Source organism: Burkholderia sp. KL41, from assembly GCF_057005415.2.
On sequence record NZ_CM189268.1, the window covers coordinates 669,687 to 694,134 of the forward strand.

19 protein-coding genes are annotated in these 24,448 nt (G+C 70.3%); 14 read left to right on the top strand and 5 right to left on the bottom strand.

The features are described from left to right. Position 1 precedes the first annotated feature (1 nt). From PQB87_RS37005 to PQB87_RS37060, 12 genes are all read left to right on the top strand, one after another. On the top strand, positions 2-1,228 hold the full coding sequence (locus PQB87_RS37005) for an FAD binding domain-containing protein (protein WP_301863722.1): 1,227 nt from the start codon (positions 2-4) through the stop codon (positions 1,226-1,228). Between the two features lie 81 nt (positions 1,229-1,309). Continuing rightward, entirely contained in the window at positions 1,310-1,669 is a 360-nt protein-coding gene (locus PQB87_RS37010) for a DUF485 domain-containing protein (protein WP_021158270.1), read from the top strand. Then, the gene (locus PQB87_RS37015; RefSeq protein WP_489244380.1) at positions 1,666-3,324 is read left to right on the top strand and encodes a cation acetate symporter; all 1,659 of its coding nucleotides are present in this window, start codon (positions 1,666-1,668) and stop codon (positions 3,322-3,324) included. The genes PQB87_RS37010 and PQB87_RS37015 overlap by 4 nt, the downstream gene beginning before the upstream one ends. Positions 3,325-3,352: 28 nt before the next feature. Further along, on the top strand, positions 3,353-4,489 hold the full coding sequence (locus PQB87_RS37020; protein WP_489244381.1) for an amidohydrolase family protein: 1,137 nt from the start codon (positions 3,353-3,355) through the stop codon (positions 4,487-4,489). Positions 4,490-4,654: 165 nt separating this feature from the next. Then, positions 4,655-5,779 (top strand): FAD binding domain-containing protein, encoded by a 1,125-nt coding sequence (locus tag PQB87_RS37025; RefSeq protein ID WP_111940957.1) that lies wholly within the window; start codon positions 4,655-4,657, stop codon positions 5,777-5,779. A gap of 411 nt (positions 5,780-6,190) precedes the next feature. After that, the gene (locus tag PQB87_RS37030) at positions 6,191-7,471 is read left to right on the top strand and encodes a c-type cytochrome (protein WP_489244383.1); all 1,281 of its coding nucleotides are present in this window, start codon (positions 6,191-6,193) and stop codon (positions 7,469-7,471) included. Further along, positions 7,468-7,968: a (2Fe-2S)-binding protein gene (locus tag PQB87_RS37035; protein ID WP_059687796.1), complete on the top strand. Its 501-nt coding sequence runs from the start codon at positions 7,468-7,470 to the stop codon at positions 7,966-7,968. Before PQB87_RS37030 ends, PQB87_RS37035 begins: the two co-directional genes overlap by 4 nt. Continuing rightward, positions 7,968-10,229 (top strand): xanthine dehydrogenase family protein molybdopterin-binding subunit, encoded by a 2,262-nt coding sequence (locus tag PQB87_RS37040; RefSeq protein WP_489244385.1) that lies wholly within the window; start codon positions 7,968-7,970, stop codon positions 10,227-10,229. Before PQB87_RS37035 ends, PQB87_RS37040 begins: the two co-directional genes overlap by 1 nt. Before the next feature lie 75 nt (positions 10,230-10,304). Further along, the gene (locus PQB87_RS37045; protein WP_059687794.1) at positions 10,305-11,222 is read left to right on the top strand and encodes a LysR family transcriptional regulator; all 918 of its coding nucleotides are present in this window, start codon (positions 10,305-10,307) and stop codon (positions 11,220-11,222) included. 175 nt (positions 11,223-11,397) lie between these two features. Then, on the top strand, positions 11,398-11,709 hold the full coding sequence (locus PQB87_RS37050; protein ID WP_233344762.1) for a Rossmann-fold NAD(P)-binding domain-containing protein: 312 nt from the start codon (positions 11,398-11,400) through the stop codon (positions 11,707-11,709). Positions 11,710-11,917: 208 nt separating this feature from the next. After that, positions 11,918-13,135, top strand: a complete 1,218-nt coding sequence (locus PQB87_RS37055) for an MFS transporter (protein WP_027792620.1) — start codon at positions 11,918-11,920, stop codon at positions 13,133-13,135. Positions 13,136-13,306: 171 nt separating this feature from the next. Continuing rightward, positions 13,307-14,419: an alkene reductase gene (locus PQB87_RS37060; RefSeq protein ID WP_059687792.1), complete on the top strand. Its 1,113-nt coding sequence runs from the start codon at positions 13,307-13,309 to the stop codon at positions 14,417-14,419. Between the two features lie 79 nt (positions 14,420-14,498). Here PQB87_RS37060 and PQB87_RS37065 read toward each other — a convergent pair whose 3' ends face one another. From PQB87_RS37065 to PQB87_RS37075, 3 genes are all read right to left on the bottom strand, one after another. Next, entirely contained in the window at positions 14,499-15,170 is a 672-nt protein-coding gene (locus PQB87_RS37065; protein ID WP_489244388.1) for an HD domain-containing protein, read from the bottom strand. A gap of 106 nt (positions 15,171-15,276) precedes the next feature. Further along, positions 15,277-17,160, bottom strand: coding sequence for an amidohydrolase (locus tag PQB87_RS37070; RefSeq protein WP_489244390.1), 1,884 nt, complete (start codon positions 17,158-17,160; stop codon positions 15,277-15,279). Between the two features lie 164 nt (positions 17,161-17,324). Then, positions 17,325-20,231 (bottom strand): ATP-binding protein, encoded by a 2,907-nt coding sequence (locus tag PQB87_RS37075; RefSeq protein WP_060062825.1) that lies wholly within the window; start codon positions 20,229-20,231, stop codon positions 17,325-17,327. A 411-nt stretch (positions 20,232-20,642) separates the two neighbouring features. Between PQB87_RS37075 and PQB87_RS37080 the strand changes: the two genes are divergently transcribed. After that, complete coding sequence (locus PQB87_RS37080) at positions 20,643-21,557, top strand: helix-turn-helix domain-containing protein (RefSeq protein WP_059687791.1); 915 nt, start codon at positions 20,643-20,645, stop codon at positions 21,555-21,557. An 81-nt stretch (positions 21,558-21,638) separates the two neighbouring features. Here the strand turns inward: PQB87_RS37080 and PQB87_RS37085 are convergent, their stop codons facing one another. Continuing rightward, a complete protein-coding gene (locus PQB87_RS37085) occupies positions 21,639-22,610 on the bottom strand; it encodes an MBL fold metallo-hydrolase (protein ID WP_436407284.1) in 972 nt (323 codons plus the stop codon). 151 nt (positions 22,611-22,761) lie between these two features. Continuing rightward, positions 22,762-23,412 carry a DsbA family oxidoreductase gene (locus PQB87_RS37090; protein ID WP_059687831.1) on the bottom strand — a complete coding sequence of 217 codons (651 nt, stop codon included), beginning with the start codon at positions 23,410-23,412 and terminating at the stop codon, positions 22,762-22,764. Between the two features lie 120 nt (positions 23,413-23,532). Between PQB87_RS37090 and PQB87_RS37095 the strand changes: the two genes are divergently transcribed. Further along, complete coding sequence (locus PQB87_RS37095) at positions 23,533-24,438, top strand: LysR family transcriptional regulator (RefSeq protein ID WP_489244392.1); 906 nt, start codon at positions 23,533-23,535, stop codon at positions 24,436-24,438. Positions 24,439-24,448: the final 10 nt, after the last annotated feature.

A 24,448-nucleotide genomic window follows, 5' to 3' on the forward strand; every position in this document is an offset into this window, starting at 1 on the left:
CATGAACCACGGCACTTCGACCAAACGCAAGGCCGCGATCGTCGGCGGCTCGCTGGGCGGCCTGTTTGCCGCGAACCTCCTGCTGCGCAACGGCTGGGACGTGGACGTGTTCGAACGGGTGCCCGACGCGCTGTCGGGCCGCGGCGCCGGGATCGTCACGCACCCCGAACTGTTCGACGTGATGCGCGCCGCGGGCGTGCGCATCGACGCATCGATCGGCGTGAAGGTCGAGTCGCGGATCACGCTGGGCCGCGACGGCACCGTCGTATCGGAACGGCGGATGCCGCAGACGCTCACCGCGTGGAGCAAGATGTACCATGTGCTGCGCGCGGCGCTGCCCGACCAGCATTACCGCGCGGGCGCGGTCGTCACCGACGTCGCGGACGGCCCCGGGCACGCGTCGGTCACGCTCGCCGACGGCTCGGTCGTGCATGCCGACCTCGTCATCGCGGCCGACGGCTTCCGCTCGGCGATCCGCGAGAAATTCCTGCCGGACGCGCGGCTGCAGTATGCGGGCTACGTTGCGTGGCGCGGGCTGGTCGACGAACCCGGGCTGTCGGAGGCGACCCACGCGACGCTGCTCGGGAATTTCGCGTTCGGCCTGCCGCCGCACGAACAGATCCTCGGTTATCCGGTCGCCGGCCAGGGCAACAGCACGAAGCCGGGCGAGCGCCGCTACAACTTCGTGTGGTATCGCGCGACCCGCGAGGACACCGACCTGCCGAACCTGCTCACCGACGCGACCGGCAAGCTGTGGGCGGGCGGCATTCCGCCGACGCTGATCCGGCGCGAGGTGCTCGACGACATGGAAGACGCCGCCCACGCGCTGCTGGCGCCGCAGTTCGCCGAGGTCGTCGCACGCGCGACGCAGCCGCTGTTCCAGCCGATCTACGACCTCGAAGTGCCGAACATGGCGTTCGGCCGGATCGCGCTGCTCGGCGACGCCGCGTTCGTCGCGCGGCCGCATTGCGGGATGGGTGTCACGAAGGCCGCCGGCGATGCCCTCGCGCTCGTCACGGCACTCGCCACGCGCGCCGACACGCTCGACGCGCTGTGCGAATACAGCGAGACGCGCACGGCGTTCGGCGCGGCGATCGTGGAGCACGCGCGCCACCTCGGCGCCTACATGCAGGCGCAACTGAAGAACGACACCGAGCGCGAAATGGCCGAGCGCTATCGCACGCCGGAAGTCGTGATGCGGGAAACCGCCGTCCCGCCGCATTTCTGAGCACGCACGGGCGCCGTGCGCGACACGCGCGGCGCCCGTCGCCAAGCCATGCCAGGCCATTCCAGACGAGAAGGAGACACCGTGAACCACCCGCTTCCGGCCACCGCCGGCACCGCGCCCGAACCGGCCGCACCGTCATACGCCACGCATCCGCTGCTGCGCGATGCCCGCTTTCGCGAGCACGTCCGGCGCAGAAGGCTGTTCGCCTGGTCGCTGACGTTCGTCATGCTCGCCCTCTATTTCGCGTTCATCCTGACGCTGGCGTTTTCGCCGACGCTGCTCGGCACGCCGATCGTGCCGGGCCGGCCGACTCCGTGGGGCATCCCGGTCGGGTTCGGCATGTTCGTCGCAACGTTCGCGCTGGTCGCGCTTTACGTGTTCCGCGCCAACGCGGTGCACGACACGGTCGTCGCGGCCCTTCGCCACGGAGACGCATCATGAAACGCCTGCTCCCCGCACTGCTCGCCGCCGGCGGCTGTGCACCGGCGTTCGCGGCCGGCCCCGCCACGCTCGCGCACGGGCACAATCCGGTCGCGATCGGCATGTTCGTCGTGTTCGTCGCGTCGACGCTGTTCATCACGCGCTGGGCCGCGCGCAAGAACCACAGCGTGGCCGACCACTACGCGGCGGGCGGCAAGATCACCGCGTTCCAGAACGGCTGGGCGATCGCCGGCGACTACATGTCGGCCGCGTCGCTGCTCGGCATCTCCGCGCTGGTGTTCACGAGCGGCTACGACGGGCTGATCTATTCGGTCGGGTTTCTCGCGAGCTGGCCGATCATCCTGTTCCTGATCGCCGAGCCGCTGCGCAACCTCGGCAAGTACACGCTCGCCGACGTCGTGTCGTATCGCCTGCGGCAACGGCCGATCCGCGCGTTCGCGGCGTCGAGCTCGATCGTCATCGTGCTGCTGTATCTCGTGTCGCAGATGGTCGGCGCGGGCAAGCTGGTCGAGCTGCTGTTCGGCCTGAACTACACGGTCGCGGTGCTGGTCGTCGGCGTGCTGATGGTCGTCTACGTGTTCTTCGGCGGGATGCTGGCCACCACCTGGATCCAGATCATCAAGGCCGTGCTGCTGCTCGCCGGCGCGGCGTTCATGGCGATCATGGTGCTGAGCCGCTTCGGCTTCAGCCTGGACGCGCTGTTCGCGCAGGCGATTCTCGTCCACCCGAAACACGCGGCGATCATGCGCCCCGGCGGGCTGGTGTCCGATCCGGTCTCGGCCGTGTCGCTCGGCCTCGCGCTGATCTTCGGCACCGCGGGCCTGCCGCACATCCTGATGCGCTTCTTCACGGTCGGCGACGTCAAGGCGGCCCGCAAGAGCATCCTCTACGCAACCGGCATCGTCGGCGCCGGCTACGTGCTGATCGTCGTCATCGGTTTCGGCACCATCGCGCTCGTCGCGTCGGACCCGCAGTACCACGACGCGTCCGGCGCGATCGCCGGCGGCGCGAACATGGTGGCGATCCACCTCGCGCACGCGGTCGGCGGCAACGTGTTCCTCGGCTTCATCTGCGCGGTCGCGTTCTCGACCATCCTGGCCGTGGTCGCCGGGCTCACGCTCGCGGGTTCGTCGGCGATCTCGCACGACCTCTACGCGAACGTGCTGCGGCGCGGGCAGGCATCCGACCGGGACGAAATGCGCGTGGCGCGCGCCACGACCGTCGTGCTCGGCGTGCTCGCGATCCTGCTCGGCATCGCGTTCGAGAAGCAGAACATCGCGTTCATCGTCAGCCTCACGTTTTCGATCGCGGCCAGCTCGAATTTCCCGGTGCTGCTGCTCTCGATCTACTGGCGCGGGCTGACGACGCGCGGCGCGGTGCTGGGCGGCCTGCTCGGGCTCGCCACCGCGGTGACGCTCACCGTGCTGAGCCCGACCGTGTGGGTCCAGGTACTGGGCCATGCGCACGCGGTCTATCCGTACGAATACCCGGCGCTGTTCTCGATGGCGGCGGCCTTCGCCGGTGTCGTCCTGTTCTCCGTCACCGATCGTTCGGCACGCGCGCAACGCGAACGCGCGCAGTTCGACACGCAGCTCGTCGCGTGCGAGATGGGCACCACGGCGGGCATCTCGACGACCATCACGCAACGCGGCTGAACCGCACGTCATGCACCCTCGATACACCATGAGAGACACCATGCTGAATTGCACCTGCTGCCCGTCGCCGGGACGCCGCCGCCTGCTCGGCGCGCTTGCCGCGTTCGCGGGCACCGCCGTCGCCGGACAGTCCGCGTCGGCCACCGGCAGCGCCGGCACCCCGGCCGCGCTGCCGCCGCACCGGCCGCGCTCGATCGACATCCACGCGCATTACTACCCCGAGAGCTTCTGCGACCTGGTCGGCGGCGAAGGCAAGCGCTTCGGCGGCTCGTTCGTGTGCGACGACACGTCGTTCACGTTCCGCACGCCCGCCGGCGGCCTCGGCCCGCTGCCGATGAAGTTCATCGACATCGATGCGCGGCTCAAGGACATGGATGCGTCCGGCGTCGACGTGCAGGCGCTGTCGCTCAGCGTGCCGATGGCGTACTGGGGCGACCGGCCGTTCAACGCGAAGCTCGCGCGCGACTGGAATGCGTCGGCGTCGCGCGTCTACCAGCGACACCCGACGCGTTTCGTCGTGCTCGCGACGCTGCCGATGCTGAACGCGGCCGACGCGATCGACGAACTCGAACGCGCCGCGCAATTGCCGGGCGTGCGCGGCGTGTACATGGGCACCAACATCGACAACCGCGATCTCGACGATCCGCGGTTCGCGCCCGTGTTCGCCCGCATCGAGCAACTGGGCCTGCCGGTGTTCCTGCATCCGCAGCAGACGGTCGGCGGCGCGCGGCTCGGCGATTTCTACCTCAGCAACCTGCTCGGCAACCCGTTCGATACCGCGATCGCGGGCTCGCACCTGATCCTCGGCGGCGTGCTCGACCGCTACCCGACGCTGGAGATCACGTTGCCGCACGCGGGCGGTGCGCTGCCGATCCTCGTCGGGCGCCTCGACGCAGGCTGGACCGTGCGGCCCGAAACGCGCCGGCTCGCGCAGAAGCCCAGCAGCTACCTGCGGCGCTTCAGCTACGACACGGTGTCGCATTCGGGCCCCGTGCTGAACTTCCTGATCGAGAACGTCGGCGTGGACCGGCTCGTGCTCGGCAGCGACTACTGTTTCGACATGGGCTACGAGCAGCCGGTGCGCTTTCTCGACCGTGTCGACCTGAGTGCGCAGCAGCGCGCGATGATCCTCGGCGGCAATGCGGGCAAGCTGCTGCGGATCTAGCAGGCAGGCGCGCGGCGGCCTGCCCGCCGCGCTTGCACCGTCGGCGCAGCCCGCGGCCGGACCTGGCAAGATCCGCAGCAGCCGTGGCCGCAGGCGCGCGGCGCCGTGCATCACGACGCCTGGCCGGCGGCGCACGCCACCGGCCGCACACCGGAGTCACCCACGATGAAGATAGTCATTGCAGGCGGATCGATCGCCGGTCTCGCGGCCGCGCTGACGCTCGACTGCGTCGGACACGACGTGACGGTCTGCGAACGCTCGCCGTCGCCGCTGCGCGGCCAGGGCGGCGGCGTGGCCGTGTTGCGCCGGATGATGGCGTTTCTCGAACAGCATGGCCGGCATTGCCGCCACGCGATCAGCGTGCCGACACGCCGGCGGCGCTGGATCGATCGCGACGGCATCGTCACGCGCGACGAGCCCGAGATGCTGCCGTTTTCGTCGTGGGACGCCGTCTACCGTTCGCTGTGCGAAACGCTGCCGCACGGGCGCATCCGGTACGGCCGCACGGTCACCGGTTTCGACCAGGACGCGGACGGCGTCGACGTCCACCTCGGCGACGAGCGCCTCCGCGCGGACGTGCTGATCGCCGCCGACGGGGCCGGCTCGACCCTGCGCGCGCAGCTCTTTCCCGGTCATGCGCCGTCGTTCGCCGGTTACCTCGCGTGGCGCGGGATCGTCGACGAAGCGGCTTTCGATGCCGCGTCGATCGCGCCGCTGGTCGAGAACATGACGCTGCACAAGGCGCCGGGCGAGCTGTTCATGGCGTTCCTGATTCCCGCGCTCGACGGCTCGCTCGTGCCGGGCACGCGCCGCTTCAACTGGCTGTGGTATCGCAACGAAGCCGATCGCGACGCGCTGCGCCACCACCTGACCGATCGGGCCGGCCACGTCCATCACGCGTCCGTGCATCCGGGGCAGCTCGCCGACGATGTCGTCGCGACGCTGCGGCAACTCGCCGGCGAACGCCTGCCGGCCCTGCTCGCGCAACTGGTGCACGCGACGCGCATGCCGTTCAACCAGGCGATCTTCGATGCGTTGAGCCCCGCGTTCGTCGATGGTCGCGTCGCGCTGATCGGCGATGCGGCGTGCACCGTGCGCCCGCATACCGCATCGGGCACGTCGAAGGCCGCGAGCGATGCGGTGTCGCTCGCCGAAGCGCTGCCGGCGGACGCGACCGACGTCGTCGCGCGCCTCGCGCAATGGTCGGCGCGACGGCGCGACGAAGTGACGTCGCTGCTCGAGAAGGGCCCGCAGCTGGCCGCGGCGTTCGGCCTCGGCACGCCGCGCTGACGCGGCGGCGCCCGCGCCGGGCCGGGCCGCAGCGGGGTTCAGAACGTTTCAGCGCAGTTTCAGGAAATGCCGCCGACGCCCACGTAGACTGCCCTCCATCATCCGCCTCGCACACGATGACGCGATTGCGTCATTGCCCGCGCGGCCTCCCCATACCTGGAGCAACGACATGATCTCCGCCGCGAACTGCTGCCACCGGGCCGCCTCGCCATGGCCGGATCGCCCGGCGATGCGCCGCCGTCATCCGGCCGCGCCGACCGGAACGACCGCCGCCGGCACGCGCGAGCCCGACCTTCCATCCAGCCCCGCGTGCCGCGGCAGCCGAACCCGCGCCGTCGCGCGCGGCCGGCATCCGCGCCATTGCCCCGCCGCTCGAACGATCGCAGGCGAACCGGTTCGCGTGGAGCGCGCATGAAGCACAAACGACTCTGGTTCGGCGCGGCCGGCATCGCGGTCGTCGGCCTGGCGGTCGCGATCGGCATCATGTTCAAGCCGTCGATCGCGCCGATCGATCCGCCCGCCCGCGCGTCGTTCGATCCGCAACTCGTTCGCGCCGGCGCGCGCGTGGTCGCGCTCGGCGATTGCGTCGTGTGCCACACCGCGAACGACGGCAAGCCGTTCGCCGGCGGGCTGCCGCTCGCGACGCCGTTCGGCACGATCTACGCGACCAACATCACGCCGGATGCCGATACCGGCATCGGCCGCTGGTCGCGCGACGCGTTCGCACGCGCGCTGCGCAGCGGGATCGCCCGCGACGGCCATCCGCTCTACCCGGCATTTCCGTACATCCACTTCACGCGGATGTCCGACGACGACATCACGGCCGCCTATGCGTACCTGATGACCCGCGAACCGGTGCGGACGAAAACGCCGCCGAACGACCTGATCTTTCCGCTGAACTTCCGGCCGCTGGTCGCGTTCTGGAACGTGCTGTTCCTGCGCGAGGGCGCGTACCGGCCCGACCCGTCGCAATCCGCGCAATGGAATCGCGGCAAGTTGCTCGTCGACGGCCTCGGGCACTGCGCGTCGTGCCATTCGCCGCTCAATGCGATCGGCGGCGAACAGGCCGGCAAGGCGTTCGACGGCGGCATCGTCGACGGCTGGGAGGCGCCGCCGCTCAATGCGCTCGGCGGCGCGGTGAAGCCGTGGACGCAGGCGCAGCTCGTCACCTACCTGCGCACCGGCCGCGCGAGCGAGCACGGCGCGGCGGCCGGGCCGATGCTGCCCGTCACGCGCGATCTCGCGACCGTGCCGCAGGAGGACGTCGAGGCGATCGCCGCGTACATCCTGTCGATCCAGAAGCCGGCGGCCGCCCGGCCCGCGACGGCCGGTGCCGGACACGGCCCGACGACGCCCGCCGGCCAGCGCGGCGCGGTGCTGTTCCAGGCGTCGTGCGTGCAGTGCCACGGGCCGGCAGCGCCGATGCAGTCGATCGGCGAGCGGCCGACGCTCGCGTTCAGCACGGCCGTCGCCGCCGATACGCCGCGCAACGCGATCCAGATGATGTTCAACGGGATCGGCTGGCACGGCGAAGACACGCTGAACTACATGCCGTCGTTCATCGACCAGTACGACGACGCGCAGATCGCGGACCTCGCCGCGTACCTGCGGGAAGCATATTCCGATCGTCCCGCGTGGAGCGGCGTCGACACCCTTGCCGCGAAGCTCAGAAAGGAGGACAGCGCGCGATGATCACCCTCACCGTCAACGGCGTGCGGCACACGCTCGACATCGATCCGTCCACGCCGCTGCTGTACGCGTTGCGCAACGACCTGCACCTGCACGGCGCGAAGTTCGGCTGCGGCCTCGGGCAATGCGGCGCATGCACCGTGATCGTCGACGACAAGCCGATGTTCTCGTGCCTGATTCCGGTGGCCGCGCTCGGCGAGCGCCGCGTGCGGACCGTCGAAAGCCTCGGCAGCGCCGGGCATCCGGGCAAGCTGCAGCAGGCGTTCATCGATCACCAGGCCGCGCAGTGCGGGTATTGCATCGCGGGCATGATCATGCGCGCGCAGGCGCTGCTCGAACGCAACCCGAAACCCACCGAACGCGAACTGCGCACCCAGATGGAACCGAACCTGTGCCGCTGCGGCACGCACATGCGGATCCTGGCGGCGATCCGCCAGGTCGCCGGCCTGCCGGACCCGGAGCCGGCCGCCGCGCCCGTCATGATCAGCAAGGGACTCTGATGAACCGACCCGACGACATCGACGAAGGCCGCCGGCACTTCATGGTTTCCGGCGCGCTCTTCGTCGCGTTCAGCCTCGCGCCGGTCACGCGTGCCGCCGCGCAGCTCGTGATCGCGGACGAAGGCGCCGCCGTCCACGTCGCCAAGGCGACCGAAACGCTGGCCGGCAGCCTGAAGACCAACCCGCTGCTGGACGCGTGGATCAAGATCTCGCCCGACGGCAAGGTCACCGTGTTCACCGGCAAGGTCGAGCTCGGCACCGGCGTGCGAACCGCGCTGCTGCAGGTGGCGGCCGAGGAGCTGAACATGAAGCCCTCGCTGATCACGTTCCTGACCGCCGACACCGGCGCGTCGCCGGACGAGGGCCTGACGGCCGGCAGCCACACGATGGCCGACAGCGGCTCCGCGTTGCTGAACGCGGCCGCGCAGGTGCGCGGGCTGCTGGTCGACGGCGCGGCGAAGCAGTTCGGCGTCGACCCGCACACGCTCACCGTCGCCGACGCGGTGATCAAGGCGCCGGACGGCCGCACGATGCGCTACGGCGACGCGGTGCGCACGGTCGACCTGCACCGCAACGCGACGCCGACGTCGCCGCTGAAGCCGCCGGCCACGTTCTCGGTGATCGGCACGTCGCTGCCGCGCGTGGACATTCCGAACAAGGTCACGGGCGGCGTCAGCTACGTGCAGGACATGGAACTGCCCGGCATGCTGCACGCGCGTGTCGTGATGCCGCCCGTGTACGACGCGAAGCTGCTGTCGTTCGACGAAGCCGCGATCCTGAAGATGCCCGGTGTCGTGCGGATCGTGCGCAACGGCAGCATGCTCGCGGTCGTCGCGCAGGGCGAATGGCAGGCGGTCGTCGCGCAGCGCGCGCTGGCCGCCGGCAGCCGCTGGTCGCCCGGCCGCGCGCTGCCCGAGCGCGGCACCGTGCATCAGGACCTGAAGCGGATCGCGACGCAGCGCATCGAGATCGCGAACACGAAGGGCGCCACCGCGCCGGCCACGAAGACGCTGTCCGCGACGTTCCTGAAGAACTACTTGCTGCACGGCTCGATCGGGCCGTCGTGCTCGGTCGCGCATCTCGAGAACGGCATGCTGACCGTGTGGACCCACTCGCAGGGCGTGTATCCGCTGCGCGACGCGCTCGCCGAGATGCTGTCGATGCCGAAGGCGAGCGTGCGCTGCATCCACACCGAGGGTTCCGGCTGCTACGGGCACAACGGTGCGGACGACGTGGCCGCGCATGCGGCACTGATCGCGGCGGCGCTGCCCGGCAAGCCGATTCGCGTGCAATGGATGCGCGAGCAGGAACATACGTGGGACCACTTCACGCCCGCGATGGTCACCGAGCTCAGCGCGTCGCTCGACGCGAGCGGCCATATCGTCGACTGGAACTACGCGCTGTGGAGCAGCTCGCACAACGAACGGATCGTCAATGCGGGCCGGCTGCTGCCCGCGCGGATGCTCGAGCCGCCGTTCGTGCCCGCGCCGTCGACGCCGATGCTGCAGCCCGAGGGCGGCGGCGATCGCAACGCGATCCCGCTGTACGCACTGCCGACCATGCACATCGTCAACAACTTCTCGCCGACGATGCCGCTGCAGACCTCGGCGATGCGCTCGCTCGGCGCGCACACCAACGTGTGGGCGATCGAGAGCTTCATGGACGAGCTCGCGCACGCCGCCGGCGTCGATCCGGTCGAATTCCGGCTGCGGCACTTGCAGGATCACCGCGCGAGCCAGGTGATCAAGCTCGCCGCGACGAAATTCGGCTGGCCCCGGCCGCCGCGCGAACGCAACCGCGGCGTCGGTTTCTCGTTCGGCAAATACAAGAACCTGATGGCCTACGTCGCGATGGCGGTCGAGATCACGGTCGTGCCGGAAACGGGCCAGGTGACGCTCGACCGCGCGGAAGTGGCCGTCGACGCGGGCCAGGTCGTGTCGCCGGACGGCATCCGCAACCAGATCGAAGGCGGCATCGTGCAGGCCGCAAGCTGGACACTGTACGAGGCGCTGCAATACGATACGCAGCGCATCCGCAGCTTCGACTGGAGCAGCTACCCGATCCTGCGTTTCCGCGCGGCACCGCAAAGCATCAAGGTGCACCTGATCAACCGTCCGGGCGCGCCGTTCCTCGGCGCGGCCGAGGCGTCGATGGGGCCGACCGCGGGCGCGCTGGCCAACGCGATTTTCGATGCGACCGGCCAGCGGATGCGCGAAATGCCGTTCGCGGGCGACGGGCTCAGGAAGCGCATCGACGCGTAGCGGCGGCACCTCGACATAAAAGCCGCGCCGGCACGCACCGGCGCAGGCAACGAACAGGCTGGAGATTTCCGAACGATGGATACCTTGCTTTCGATGCGCGTGTTCACGCGCATCGTCGAAACAGGCAGCTTCACGCGCGCGTCCGACACGACCGGGCTGACCACGCCGCGCGTCTCCGCGCTGCTGAGCACGCTCGAACAGCATCTCGGCTGCCGGCTGCTGAACCGCACCACCCGCCGGATCTCGCTGACCGAGGACGGACAGGCCTACTACGAGCGCTGCGTCGGCGTGCTGCGCGAGATCGACGACATGGAGGCGGCCGTCTCGCAGGCGCGCAACGTGCCGCGCGGCCGCCTGAAGGTGAACCTGCCGCCGGCGATGGCCAAGCAGATCATGGTGCCCGCGCTGCCCGAGTTTCTCGCCGCGCATCCGGGCATCTCTGTCGAACTCGGCGTGACCGACCGGCAGATCGACCTCGTCGGCGAAGGCGTCGATTGCGTCGTGCGCATCGGCGCGCTCGACGACTCGGGGCTGGTCGCGAAACGGATCGGCAGCCTGACCACCTGCACGTGCGCGGCGCCCGCGTATCTCGAACGCTGCGGCGCGCCCGAAACCGTCGACGATCTCGCGCAGCACATCGCGGTCAGCCACATGTCGGCCGATACGGGCCGGCCGCGGCCGTGGGACTACGTGGTCGACGGCGAAACGCGCATCATGCAGATGTGCGGCACCGTCGCGGTCAACGATGCCGACACCTACATCGCATGCGGCCTCGCCGGCATCGGCCTGATCAAGACCTCGCTGTACCTGGTCGAGCCGTACCTGCAATCGGGGCGCCTGCGCGAGGTGCTGACCGATTTCAACACGCCGCCGCGGCCGATCTCGATCCTGTATCCGCCCAACCGGCATACGCCCGTCAAGCTCAAGGTGTTCGTCGACTGGCTCGCCGGGCTGTTCGCGCAGATTCCGACGCTGCAGGGGCAGCGCCGCTGACGCCCGCCGTCGATGCCCGTCGCTGAAACCGCGCGTTCGTGCCCGCGCGCACACCGCATCGATCAAGTGAATTAAGGCGCGGTTTAGGACTATTCAGTCCGCTCGATCCAGACTGCTCTCAGGGGCCTTGCGATCCGCGATATCCGCGCCGGAGGCCCGTTTCGAGAGGCCCGACATGACGATCGCGACCGCCGGCCCGTCCGTCCAGGACGCCAACGCCGTCTTCGATGTCCTCGGCTCCGCGCTCGCGCACGGGCGCATCGCGCGCGTCGGCGACGCGGCCCGCACGATGCGCCCGCATCCGGCGTCCGGCATGTCGAAGGCGCTCGCCGCCCCGGCCACGCTCGCGCAGGCGTTGCCGGCCGACGCGCGCGACGTCGCGCCGCGCACCGCGTCGTGGGCGGCCACGCGCCGCATCGCAACGGCCGCCCTCGCCCTTGCCGGCATGCGGCTCACGACCGGCTTCGGCCTCGGCCCCCTTACATGAACCCGCACGCGCTCCGACCCCTTTGCGTGGCACGCAAAGCTCGATTGCGCGCCGACCGTATTCCCTTGTTATCGATCGATCAATAACCTTGACGGCAATGCGGCGGCTTGCGTTTCGCCGCGGCGAACACCGGAACGACCGAACACCCGTATCCCATCACGCCCGCCCGACAGCCGGGCCCCCGACATCTCTTTCGAAGGAGTCGACCATGTCAGCAGAATCCACCCCGCTCGCGGCCCACGGGCACGCGGCCAAGCTCACGCAGGGCCTCATCCTGCTGTTCGCGTTCAGTTGCGGCGCGATCGTCGCGAACCTGTACTACGCGCAGCCGATCACCGAACTCATCGCGCCCAGCCTGCACATGTCCGGCGCAACCGCGAGCCTGATCGTGTCGCTGACGCAGATCGGCTATGCGTTCGGCCTGTTCTTCATCGTGCCGCTCGGCGACCTGCTCGAGAACCGCAAGCTGATGATCGTCACGGCCGTCGTGTCGATCGCGAGCCTCGCGGCGGCGGCCGTCGTGCAGACGCCCGGGCTGTTCCTCGCGATCTCGCTGCTGATCGGCTTCAGCTCGGTCGCGGTGCAGATCCTGGTGCCGCTCGCCGCGCACCTCGCGCCCGATCATTCGCGTGGCCGCGTGGTCGGCACGATCATGGGCGGGCTGCTGCTCGGCATCCTGCTCGCGCGCCCGCTGTCGAGCGTGGTGGCCGACGCGTTCGGCTGGCGCTTCGTGTTCGCGGCCGCCGCGGTACTGATGACGCTCGTGACCGCCGTGCTCGCGCTGACGATCCCGTCGCGCCAGCCCGATCACCGCGCGACCTATTTCGAGCTGATCGGCTCGCTGCTGCACCTGGTCCGCACGATGCCGGTGCTGCGCCATCGCGCGTTCTACCAGGGCCTGATGTTCGCGTCGTTCAGCCTGTTCTGGACCGCCGTGCCGGTCGAGCTCACGCGCCACTACGGGCTGTCGCAATCGGCCATCGGCCTGTTCGCGCTGGTCGGGGCCATCGGCGCGACGTCGGCTCCGGTCGCCGGCCGCCTCGCCGATGCCGGCCACGGCGTGCGGGCGACGCTGATCGCGCTGGTCGCCGGCGCGCTGTCATACGCGGTCGCGCTGATCCACGGCGCCGGCCTGTATGGCCTCGTCGTCACCGGCATCGTGCTCGACTTCGCGGTGCAGATGAACATGGTGCTCGGCCAGCGCGAGATCTATGCGCTGCACGCGGCAAGCCGCAACCGGCTGAACGCGCTGTACATGACGAGCATCTTCGTCGGCGGCGCGATCGGCTCCGCGCTCGCGAGCCCGCTGTACGAACACGGCGGCTGGCCGCTCGTGGCCGCGGTGGCCGGCGCGTTCCCGGTCGTCGCGCTCGCCCACTACCTCGCGATCGGGCGTCCGCACGCACGACGCCACGCCCAGTCCTGAACCGGCGCCGGCACCGGTTCACGCGCGGCGCCCTCCGGGCCGCTCGCGCGCCGGAACGCTGCCGGCACGTTACCCCCGTCTTCCCCGAACTTTCCGCAGGGCCCGCCGCCTGACCGGTCGCCACCACGCGACACGCGGCGCCGCCCTGCCTCACGCAAAAAGGAATCCATCATGTCTTCCCTGCTCAGCCACTACGACCTGCGCGGCCTGCCGCTTCCCAACCGTGTCGTGATGGGGCCGATGACGCGCTCGCGCGCGCCGTCGCGCGGCCAGCCGACCGAACTGATGGCCGAGTACTACGCGCAGCGCGCGTCCGCCGGCCTGATCGTGACCGAGGCGACCAACGTCAGCCCGGCGTCCGCCGCGTTCGAACTGACGCCGGGGCTCGTCACCGACGAGCAGGCGGCCGGCTGGAAGCAGGTCACGGACGCCGTGCATGCGAACGGCGGCCGGATCTTCGCGCAGTTGTGGCATGGCGGCCGCGTGAGCTCGCTGACGCTGCTCGGCGGCGACGCGCCGCTGTCGCCGTCCGGCGTGAACGACGATCTCGAGCAGTTGCAGGTGTGGGCGCAGTTGCAGAACGGCTATTACACGAAGATTCACGCGACGCCGTCGCGCGCGATGACGACGGACGAGGTGGCCGACACGGTCGACGAATTCCGCGACGCGGCCGTTCGCGCGATGGCGGCCGGCTTCGACGGCGTCGAGATCCACGCGGCCAACGGCTACCTGCCGCACCAGTTCCTGTCGTCGACGCTGAACCGCCGCGACGACCGATACGGCGGCTCGGTCGCGAACCGCGCGCGCTTCCTCGAGGAGATCGTCGACGCGGTCGGCGCCGTGATGCCGCTCAGTCGCGTGGGCGTGCGCATCTCGCCGTACGCGAAATACAACAACGTGCGTGACGCGGATCCGGATACGACGTACGCGTACGTCGGCCGCATGCTCGACGAAGCCGGCGTCGCCTATGTGCACGCGGCGGACACCAACGGCTGGAGCGGCGAGCCCGACCTGCCGCGCATCGTCGCGAACACGCGCAAGCATTTCGGCGGCACGCTGATCGTCAACGGCGGCATCGCGCCGGATGCCGCGAATGCGCTGATCGACGCGGGCGACGCCGATCTCGTCGCGTTCGCGCGTGCGTATATCGCGAACCCTGATCTGGTCGAACGCCTCGCGGCGAACGCACCGCTCGCCGCGCCGAAGGCGGTCGGCTGGTACGGCGGCGACCGCGCGGGCTACGTCGACTATGCGCGTCACGATGCGGCGGGCGTGAGTGCGTAAGCGCCCGGGTGCGCAGGCGCGCGAGCACCTGTGCACCCGGCTCACGCCGCCGGAACCAGCCGGAACCCGCAGGACGCCGTCAGGCGTCCTGCCAGCGTGCGCCGAGCACGCGCCCGCAGAAATTCAGCCGGTGGAAATCCGGATCGGCGCGTTCGAGCACGTCGGCGCTCCACGTGCCGAACGTCGACGCCGGCCGGTGCGCGACACCGCGCGCGACCGCATCGAGGAACGCGTCGCCGAAGCCTTCGCCGCGCGGGTAGGCGACGAGCAGCGCGCGCCGCTCGTCGGCCGAATACGCGTCGAAATCGGTGGCCATCAGGTCGGTCGAGACGGCGGCCGCCAGCACGCGCGCGAGCGGCGACACACGCGCGGCCACGCCGGGCGTCGTATGCAGCGCGATCGCGTGCCACACGTCGTCGCGCAGGCGTTGCGAGGTCTGGTGGCGCAGCAGGAACGTATCGGCGGCATCGGCGCTGTCGAGCTCGTAGCGCGCGGCCGAGCGGCCATACGCGGTGCTCAGTCCCATGTTCGCGTACATCGCGGCCACATACAGCGCATCGGCATCGCAGGTCTCGCCGGCACGCTGCGCGGCCAGCGACGCGAGCACGAACACCCGGCTCGCATGCCCGGTGATCGCCCGCGGCAGCGACGCGCGGGCTGCTTCGGCCGCTTCGATCGCCATCGGCGTCCGCGGAATGCGGACACCGGCGACTTCGTCGTCGGCCGAAGCGCACGTGTGCGCAGAACTCATCTCGTCTCCTTCTGCCCCTCGCCGGGGGCGGAAAATTGTCCATGCCTCGCGTGGCACGCGCCGACGCAACCGGCGCGGGCACGCTGGCGGCCGGTACGGCGTCGGCCTAGTACGCGAAACCGGGGTAACCCGATGCTTCGCACTGCTCGGCGGTTTCCGTCGCGGCCGCATGCAGGCGCTGCACGAACGCGTGCCCGAGCCCGCGCGCGGCACCGGCCGCCAGCGGGCCCGCGCCGGCTGCGGCGTGCAGCGAAGCCGACTCGACCGAACGACGCCGGCCGGCACCGCCGAATTCGGCGACCGGCGACCACGCGGGGCTGACCGCCGGCGGCGGCGGCGCGAGCGACGCGAACTCGTCGTCCGCATGCACGATCCTGCCGCCGACGACCGTCAGCACCGACGACAGCGACGTGATCCGCGCTTCGTCGATCGTGAAGTAGTCGTCCGTCAGCACCGCGAAATCGGCGTAGTGGCCGGGCACCAGCGCGCCCTTGCAGTCGTCCTCGCCGGAAAACCACGCGCTGCCGACCGTATAGCAGCGCAGCGCTTCCATCCGGCCGAGCCGGTTGCGTTCCGGATACAGCGCCGTGCCGCCGACCGTGCGCCCCGACACCATCCAGTACAGCGACACGAACGGGTTGTAGCTCGCGATGCGCGTTGCGTCGGTGCCCGCGCCGACCGGCAGCCCGGCCGCCAGCATCGCGCGGATCGGCGGCGTGCGCATCGCGGCTTGCGCGCCGTAACGCGCGATGAAGTACTCGCCCTGGAACGCCATCCGGTGCTGGACCGTCACGCCGCCGCCGAGCGCCGCGATGCGCGCGATGTTCGCATCCGTGATCGTCTCGCAGTGATCGAAGAACCAGCGCAGGCCGTCGAACGGCGTCTCGCGGTTCACGGCTTCGAGCACGTTCAGGAAGCGGCCGATCGATTCGTCGTAGGTCGCATGCAGCCGGAACGGCCAGCGGTGCCGCACCAGCAGCCGCACCACCGCGGCCAGTTCGGCCTCCAGCGCCGCCGGCAGATCGGGGCGCGGTTCGAGAAAATTGCCGAAATCGGCGGCCGAATACACCAGCAGCTCGCCGGCGCCGTTCATCCGCAGGAACGCGTCGCCGTCGCCGGGTTTCGCGAGCGTCACCCAGCGCGCGTAGTCGTCGAGCTCCCGCCCCGCATGCTGCACGAACAGGCTGTACGCGACGCGCACGGTCATTTCGCCGCGCCGCGCGAGTGCCAGGATCGCGCCGTAGTCGTCCGGGAAAGCCTGGAAATCGCCGCCCGCGTCGATCGCGCTCGTCACGCCGAGCCGGTTCAGCTCGCGCATGAAATGCCGCATCGAATTCATCTGGTCGTCGTGGCCGAGCTTCGGGGCCCGTTCGAGCGCCTCGTGCAGCACGGCCATGTCCGGGCGCGCGATCAGCAGGCCGGTCGGCCGGCCGAGGCGATCGCGCTGGATCTCGCCGCCGGGAGGGTTCGACGTGTCGCGGCCGTAGCCGATCGCGCGCAGCGCGGCCGCGTTCAGCAGCGCGCTGTCGCCCAGGTGCATGATGAAGACCGGCGTGTCGGGCGCGATCGCGTTCAGTTCGGCCGCCGTCGGCCCGCGCTTTTCGGCGAACTGGAATTCGGTCCAGCCGCCGACCACGCGCACCCAGTGCGGCGCGGGCGTGCGCAGCACCTGGCGACGCAGCATCGCGAGCGCGTCGGCCAGCGTCGGCACGCCGTCCCAGCGCAGTTCCAGGTTGAAGTTCAGGCCACCGCGGATCATGTGCAGGTGCGAATCGTTCAGCCCCGGGATCACGGTGCGGCCGTTCAGGTCGATGCATTGCGTGCCGGCATGCGCATGGCGCATCACGTCGTGCCCGCTGCCGGCCGCGAGGATCCGGCCGTCCTTCACGGCGAGCGCGGTCACGAACGACTGCCGGTCGTCCTGCGTCGCGATCTTGCCGTTGCATACGATGAGGTCCGCCGCCGCGGCGGATGCCGTCGCCCTAAGCACCGTCAGGCCCTCCGCTTGCGCCGTGAGCCGGCACGCGGCCGCATGCCGCCTGCCTCCGGTTCGACGATACACGGACCATCCACTCCCCCTTGAACATTGAACGATCGGACCGACGGGCCGCGGCGCGATGGCGCGGTGTCGTCCTGCGCGAACCGGGCATGCCGTTACGCCACCTGCTGCATCGCATCCGCCGCCTCGTGCCGCATGCGCGACCGGCCCGCCGGCAGTGCCGGCTCCGGGCGCACGAAGTTCTGCAGGCGCGCGAGCCGGCGCACGTCGAACGCGCGCGATTGCGGATCGAAATGCCCCGACAGGTTCGCCACCAGCGACGATGCCTGGCCGGTCCGCCCGCGCTCGATCAGGTGATCGGCGAGATCGAGCGTGCCGCGCAGCGCCCACATCGCGGCGCCTTGCCCGTTCGCGGTATGGATCCCGGTCAGCAGATGCCGGTGCCCTTCGACTTCGTATGCGAGCGCGGCATCGGGCTCCGCGGTGCGGGCCTGTTCGAGCATCGCGAGCCCCCGGACGCGCAGCAGTTCCGGCACGAACAGATGCTCGCCGTGCGCGCGGCAGCGCGCGAGCGTCGCGTCGAGTTTCGCGCATGCCTCGGCCGCGCGGCCGGTGCGCGTCAGCCCTTCCGCGTACGCGACGACCAGCGGCGCGAGCAGGCGCCGGAACCCGCTCGCCTCGATGCGCCGCAGCGCGGGTTCGAGCCGCGCGAGACCGGCGCCGGGATGCCCGGCCTGCATGTCGAACTGCCCGGCGAGGCCTTCCGCGTGGCTGAGCCAGATGTCGAACCCGTTCGCCTCCGCGGTCGCGCGCAGCGTGCCGAGATAGTCGGAAATCACGTCGTGATCGCCGTAGCGCAGTGCGATCGGCACAGCCGCGGCGCCGAGCACGACGCACAGCGCCAGCCCCGACCCGGTGCGGCGCGCGGATTCGACCGCCTGCGCGGCCAGCCGCATCGCGTATTCCGGATCGCCCTGCATCCAGACGAGCCGCATCAGCATCGTGCGGCCGAGCGTCGCGACGTCGACCCCGAGCGCGGCTTCCGCGCAGGACGGCTCGCCGGCCACGGCCAGCCCGGCGGTCGCGGCCTCCAGCCGCTCGCGGGCCTGCGCGTGTTCGCCGAAGTAATGCAGCGACGTCGCGACCATCGCGTTCGCCAGCAGCCGCTGCGGCCGGTCGCCGCGCCGTTCGGCCGCGCGCTCGAAACGCGTCGCGTAGCGCAGCGATTCGTGGATGTCGGAGCGCGTCAGCATCGTGTTCCACAGCCCGACCAGCGCGCACGCGTCGAACGCCTCGTCGCCGATCCGGCCCGCGAGCACGAGTGTCCGGTCCCACATCGCGGCCGCCGCGTGCGTATCGCCGTCGGTATGCAGCAGCGCCGTCGCGTAGGCCGCGCGCAAGCGCAGCTCGCGTGCCGCGTCGATGCCGCCGGCATCACCGGTTCCGCCGGCCTCGATCGCGTCGAGCGCCCGCCGCGCCGGTTGCGCGCATTCGCGCATCCGCGCCGGCTCCAGCAACGCGAGCGCCAGTGCGTCCGCTTCGTGCCCTCGCGGCTCGACCGCAACGGGCTCGCGCGGCGCCGGCGCCGGCGCGTCGGCGGCGACACGCGGGCTCGCGAGATCCGCGGCCGGCGCCAGCGCCTGCATCCGCACCTCCCCCTGCTCGCGCTCGTAACACGCATGACGCTCGGCGACGAGGTCGAATTCACCTTCGTTGCGCAGTTTTTCCAGCGCGTACGCGCGCGTCGATTCCGTCAACCGGTAACGCGCGTGCGCGCCGTGGAACTCGACGGTCACCAGCGACTTCGCGACCAGTTCGCCGAGCACCGCGATCGTCTCGGCGGCCGACATCCCGGGATCCATCGCGACCTCGCGCGCGGCATCGAACGTGAACGGGCCGATGAAGCACGCCATCCGGCGAAACAGCGCGCGCGCGGCCGCATCCAGCAGCACGTAGCTCCAGTCGAACGTCGCCCGCAACGTCTGGTGGCGCGGCAGCGCCGAGCGCAGCCCGCCGGTCAGCAGGTTCAGCCGGTCGTCCAGACGCGCGGCGACGGCCTCGAGCCCGAGCGTCGCGACGCGCGCGGCAGCCAGCTCGATCGCGAGCGGCAGCCCGTCCAGGCGCCGGCAGATGTCGCCGATCAGCCGGACGCCGGCCGCATCGACCGCGCAGTCGGGCGTGGCGGCGCGGATCCGCGCGAGGAACAGCTCGACGGCCGAATGACGCACGATCTCGTCGAGCGGCGCGTCGCTGTCCGGCACCGCCAGCGGGCTCACGCGAAACACGGCTTCGGCCGAGATATGCAGGGGTTCGCGGCTCGTCGCGAGCACGCGCAGCGACGGCGCGCGCGACGTCAGCGTATCGACGAGATCGGCCACCAGATCGACGACGTGTTCCGCGTTGTCGAGCACGATCAGGGCCGGCGACGCCGCGAACGCTCCGGCGATCCGGTCGATGCCCGGCACGCCGTCGGCCTCGAGGCCGAGTTCCGCGGCGATCGCGAGCAGCACGTCGTCGCGCGTCGCGGCGCTCGCGAGCGCGACGAACAGCACGCGTTCGCCGGACCGCTCGCGCAGCTCGTGGGCGACGCGGCCGGCCAGGCTCGTCTTGCCGATGCCGCCCGCCCCGACGAGCGTGACGACCGGTGCGCTTTCGATCATGTCGACGATCTGCCCGATCTCCGCCTGACGCCCGACGAGCGAAACCGGGCGGGCCGCCGCGACGGGGTCGGCCGGCAACGCGGCCGCGCGCGGCGCGGGCTCGTGCGCGACGGCGGGAGGCGCGATCAGCAGGTAACCGCGGCCCGGCACCGTCTTGATCAGGTCGCGGTCCGCGCCCAGCGCCTTGCGCAGCGTCGCGACGTGGACCTGCAACCGGTTTTCCTCGACGATCAGGCCCGGCCACACGGCATCCATGATGTCGTCCTTCGACACGACGGAACCGTTGGCACGATGCAGCACTTCAAGTATGTCAAGCGCGCGTGCGCCGATACGCAGCGACGCGCCGTGGTGGCGAATGTCCCGCTGCTCGAAATCCACCGACAACGTCCCGATCTGGATCATGGCCGCCTCCAGGTTCCCCACGATGACCGCCATGTGAACACGGCCGTTCACCAGAGCGGGAATGCACACCCGTCCAGCGCTGCCGGCCGGGCGCAAAGTCTCAAAATGTGAACTGAGTGTAAACACCGAATTAACAAAAATCTTGAAGGAAAATGCGCTGGCCTCCCGCTCACCGGCGCGCCCGCGGTCAGGCGCTGCGCCGAATGAAAATGGGGTGACATCGCCCCCGCGTTGGCCATGGCGGCGCGCTCGCGTGCCCGTCGAGGCCGGCGCGGTGCGGGTTGGGCCGCTGGCAAGCATTTCGTCAGCAAGTGGACATTTATTCAAGTTAACTTGGGCCGGGTGAGTGCACCGTTTAAACTTCGCGTAAATATGTTCGCGCGCCGCCCCCCATCGAAGGATTGTTCCGCCATGCCAGATTCCCTCGCCGCGCCCCCGGCCGCACGGCCGAAAGACACGCTCGGCTGCCTGTCGAGCCTGCTGTCCAAGGACATCGAACGCTCGGTCGGCGGGCTCACGCTCCATCGCAAATGCATGCGCGACGAGCACTTCGAGCGCATCGAGATGTCGGCCAGCGATCGCGGCTTCCTGATCGGCGTGTCGCTCAACGACGGGCATCGGCGCACGATCTACGGCGGCACCGGCCAATCCCGCTCCGAGCGGCGGTTCCAGCACAACTCGATCTACATTCGCGACTTCTCCCGGAATTTTCGTGCCGACCTGTACGGCAAGTTCGACTTCCTGCTGGTCGAGCTGTCGCACGCGTATCTCGACGGCCTCGGCCGCGAGCACGACGGCACCGAAATCGGCGGCCTGACCTGCGCGCCCGACGTACAGGACGAGGTGCTGGGCCATCTCGCGCACGCGGTGGCCGACAGCCTCGACGAGCCCGGCGCGCTGAACGCGCTGTTCGTCGAGCAGATGGGGCTCGCGATCGGCACGCATCTCGCGCGCCAGTACGGCAACCCGGACGCGCGCGACCTGCAGCACAAGGGCCTGCTGTCGCCGGCGAAGGCGGCGCTCGCGAAAGAGCTGCTGATGGAGAAGGCCGATCTCGGCGTGTCGATCGAGGAAGTGGCGCGCGAATGCGATCTGTCGCGCGGCTATTTCATTCGTGCGTTCTCGCGCACGACGGGGCGCACGCCGCATCAATGGCTGCTCGAACAGCGCGTGATCCGCGCGCGGCAACTGATCGAGACGACCGACATGTCGCTCGCGGAAATCGCGGCCGCCTGCGGCTTCGCGGACCAGAGCCACCTGAACCGCGTGTTCGCGCGCATCGTCGGCCATCCGCCCGGCGCCTGGCGGCGCGAACTGACGCGCTGACGCGGCCGCGCGCCGCCGCTACGCGCGCGCCCCGCGCGTCACGGCGCCTCACGGCAAATCACGGCACGCATCGCCCGTCGCTCACCGCAGCGGCGTCGCGTCGTAATTGACCGGCACCCAGTCGTATTGCTCCCCGTCCCTGCGCAAATGCCCGAGCCCGGGAAACGCGATATGCGCGGCGCCGACGAGGTAACGCTTGTTCGCGACGCGCTTCAGCGTATCGCGCCGGGTGCGGCGCGCCGCGTCCGCATCGCTGTCGTACTGGACCGTCGCGTCCGGGTCCTGCAGCTGGATCGCCGCGACGTGCACGATGTCGCCCCACGCGAGCAGCCCGGCGTCGCCGCTCTCGATCAGGTACGCGGTATGGCCCGGCGTATGCCCTGGCATCGGCACCGCGCGAATGCCGGGCGCGAGCGTCGCTTCGCCGCGAAACGTCCTGAAGCGGCCCGCCGCGATATACGGCGCGACCGACGCGGCAGCCGCATCGAAGAACGACGCGAGGAACGCCGGCGCCTGTGCCTTGTTGTCCGGATCGAGCCAGTAGTTCGCTTCGATCTCGTTCACGCGCACCACCGCGTTCGGGAAGGTCATCCTGCCGTTCGTCACGATGCCGCCGACATGATCCTTGTGCAGGTGCGTGAGCAGCACCTCGTCGATCTGCTCCGGCGCATAACCGGCCGCACGCAGGTTCGCGAGCAGCTTGCCGCAGCAATCGCCGTACAGCACGCCGGCCCCCGAATCGACGAGGATCCGCTTCGTGCCGGTATCGACCAGGAACGCGTTGATCGAGCCCTGCACGGGCGGCTCGAGAAACGCGCGGTCGAGATCGCGCCGGATGTCGTCCTTCGAGATGTCGCGGAACACCGTATCGACCGGAAACGGATGCGTGCCGTCGGACAGCGCGACGATCCGCATGCTGCCGAGCTGCTGCCGATAGAAGCCGGGCGCCTGATCGGCGCCGCCCGGTTCGGCGGCACACGCGGCCGATGCGAGGATGCCGAAGCACCACGCGATGACCAGCATGCCGCCGGTACGCCAGTTCAGGTTCTTCATGTCCGCTCCCCGGTTCCGTATCGAGATATCGCGCGCGTTGCCGGCCCGGCCGGTCAGGCGCGCGACACCGAGCTTACCGGCCGGTTTCGCAATAATCCTGAGCGCGACATGAATCGTTCTGAAAGCCGGCACCCGCCGGCGCCGGCCCGGCTTACGCGGCCCGATCCCGCGCGCGCTGCGCGTCGAGCAACGCGGCGCGAAACACGTCAGCCGGCTGCGCGCCGCTGACGACCGTCGCACCGATGCGCGTCGACGGCACCGACGCGATGCCGTCGCGCACCGCCGCCTCCTCGAGCGCGACCACCGCGTCGAGCCCTTCGCCGGATGCGAGGAATGCACGCACCGCGTCGCCGGCCAGGCCGGCGCCGGCCGCGACCTCGACCAGCACGTCCGCGTCGCCGATATCGCGGCCGTCGCGGAAATACGCGGCAAACAGTGCATCGACGAGCGCGACCGCGCTGCCGCGCTGTTGCGCGAACCAGACGAGCCGGTGCGCGAGCCGCGTGTTCGGCGTGCGCGCGATCCGTGCGTGGTCGAACACGAGGCCCGCCGCGCGACCGGCGTCGGCCACATGCGCATCGAGCGCCTGCGAACGCGCCCAGCTGCCGAACTTCGCGCTCCGGTACGCCTTGCGGTCGATGCCGCCGGCCGGCATCGTCGGGTTCAGCTCGAACGGCACGAACCGCACGTTCACGGCGCCGGCCAGGCCGGCTGCCTCGATCGCCTCCGCGAGCCGGTGCTCCGCGATCCAGCACCACGGGCAGATCAGGTCGTAGGTCACGGTTACTTCGACGGGTTTCATCGTCATCTCCTGTACATTGCAGTCCGGAAGATAACGCTTGCGCGCCGACGATAGAATGCGAACGGCACGCAACGCATCGTTGCGGCCTGCACAAAGGCACAAGGACTCGAAGAGCACGACATGGACAAATTCTCCGCGCTGCGCGCGTTCGTCGAAGTAGCGGAAGCCGGCGGCTTCTCGAGCGCGGGGCGCCGCCTCGACCTCGCGGCATCGTCGGTGGTACGCGCGGTGGATGCGCTCGAGGCGTCGCTCGGCACCGTGCTGCTGAACCGCACGACGCGCCAGGTCACGCTCTCCGATGCCGGCGCCATGTACTACGCACGCGCGAAGCAGTTGCTCGAGGAACTCGCGGAAGCCGACGCGCTGGTGTCCGATCGCGGCGACGAGCCGTCCGGGCCGCTGCGCGTGTCGGTGCCGGTCGCGTACGGCGTGCGCCGCATCGCGCCGCACGTCGCGGCGTTCCTCGCGCGCCATCCGAAGCTCGACCTCGACCTGCAGCTCACCGACGAACGCGTCGATCTCGTCGCGGGCCGCATCGACGTCGCGATCCGGCTCGGCGAAGCGGCGCCGTCCGCCGAAGTCGTCGCGCGGACGCTCGGCACGTTCCAGCGCTACGTCGTCGCGAGCCACGACTATCTCGCCGCGCACGGCACGCCGGCCGCGCCGGGCGAGCTCGTCGATCACGCGTGCCTGCGCTTTCACTTCGGCGGCGACCAGCAGGCGTGGTCGTTCGTCGACGCACACGGCACGGCGCAGGTGCGCGTTGCCGGGCGCCTGAAATCGAACCACAGCGAAGTGCTTCGCGATGCGGCGCTCGACGGCGCCGGCATCGCGCTGCTGCCCGACTGGCTGGTCGAGGCCGACGTCCAGTCGGGCCGCCTGCGCCGGCTCTTCGAGCAATACGACGTGACGCCCGGCACGGCCCGCTCGGTCGTCACCGCGCTCTATCTGCCGACCCAGCGCGGCTCGAAACGCGTGACCGCGTTCATCGATTTCGTCGAAACGCTGGTGCGCGCGCCGCACTGAGCCGTCCGGC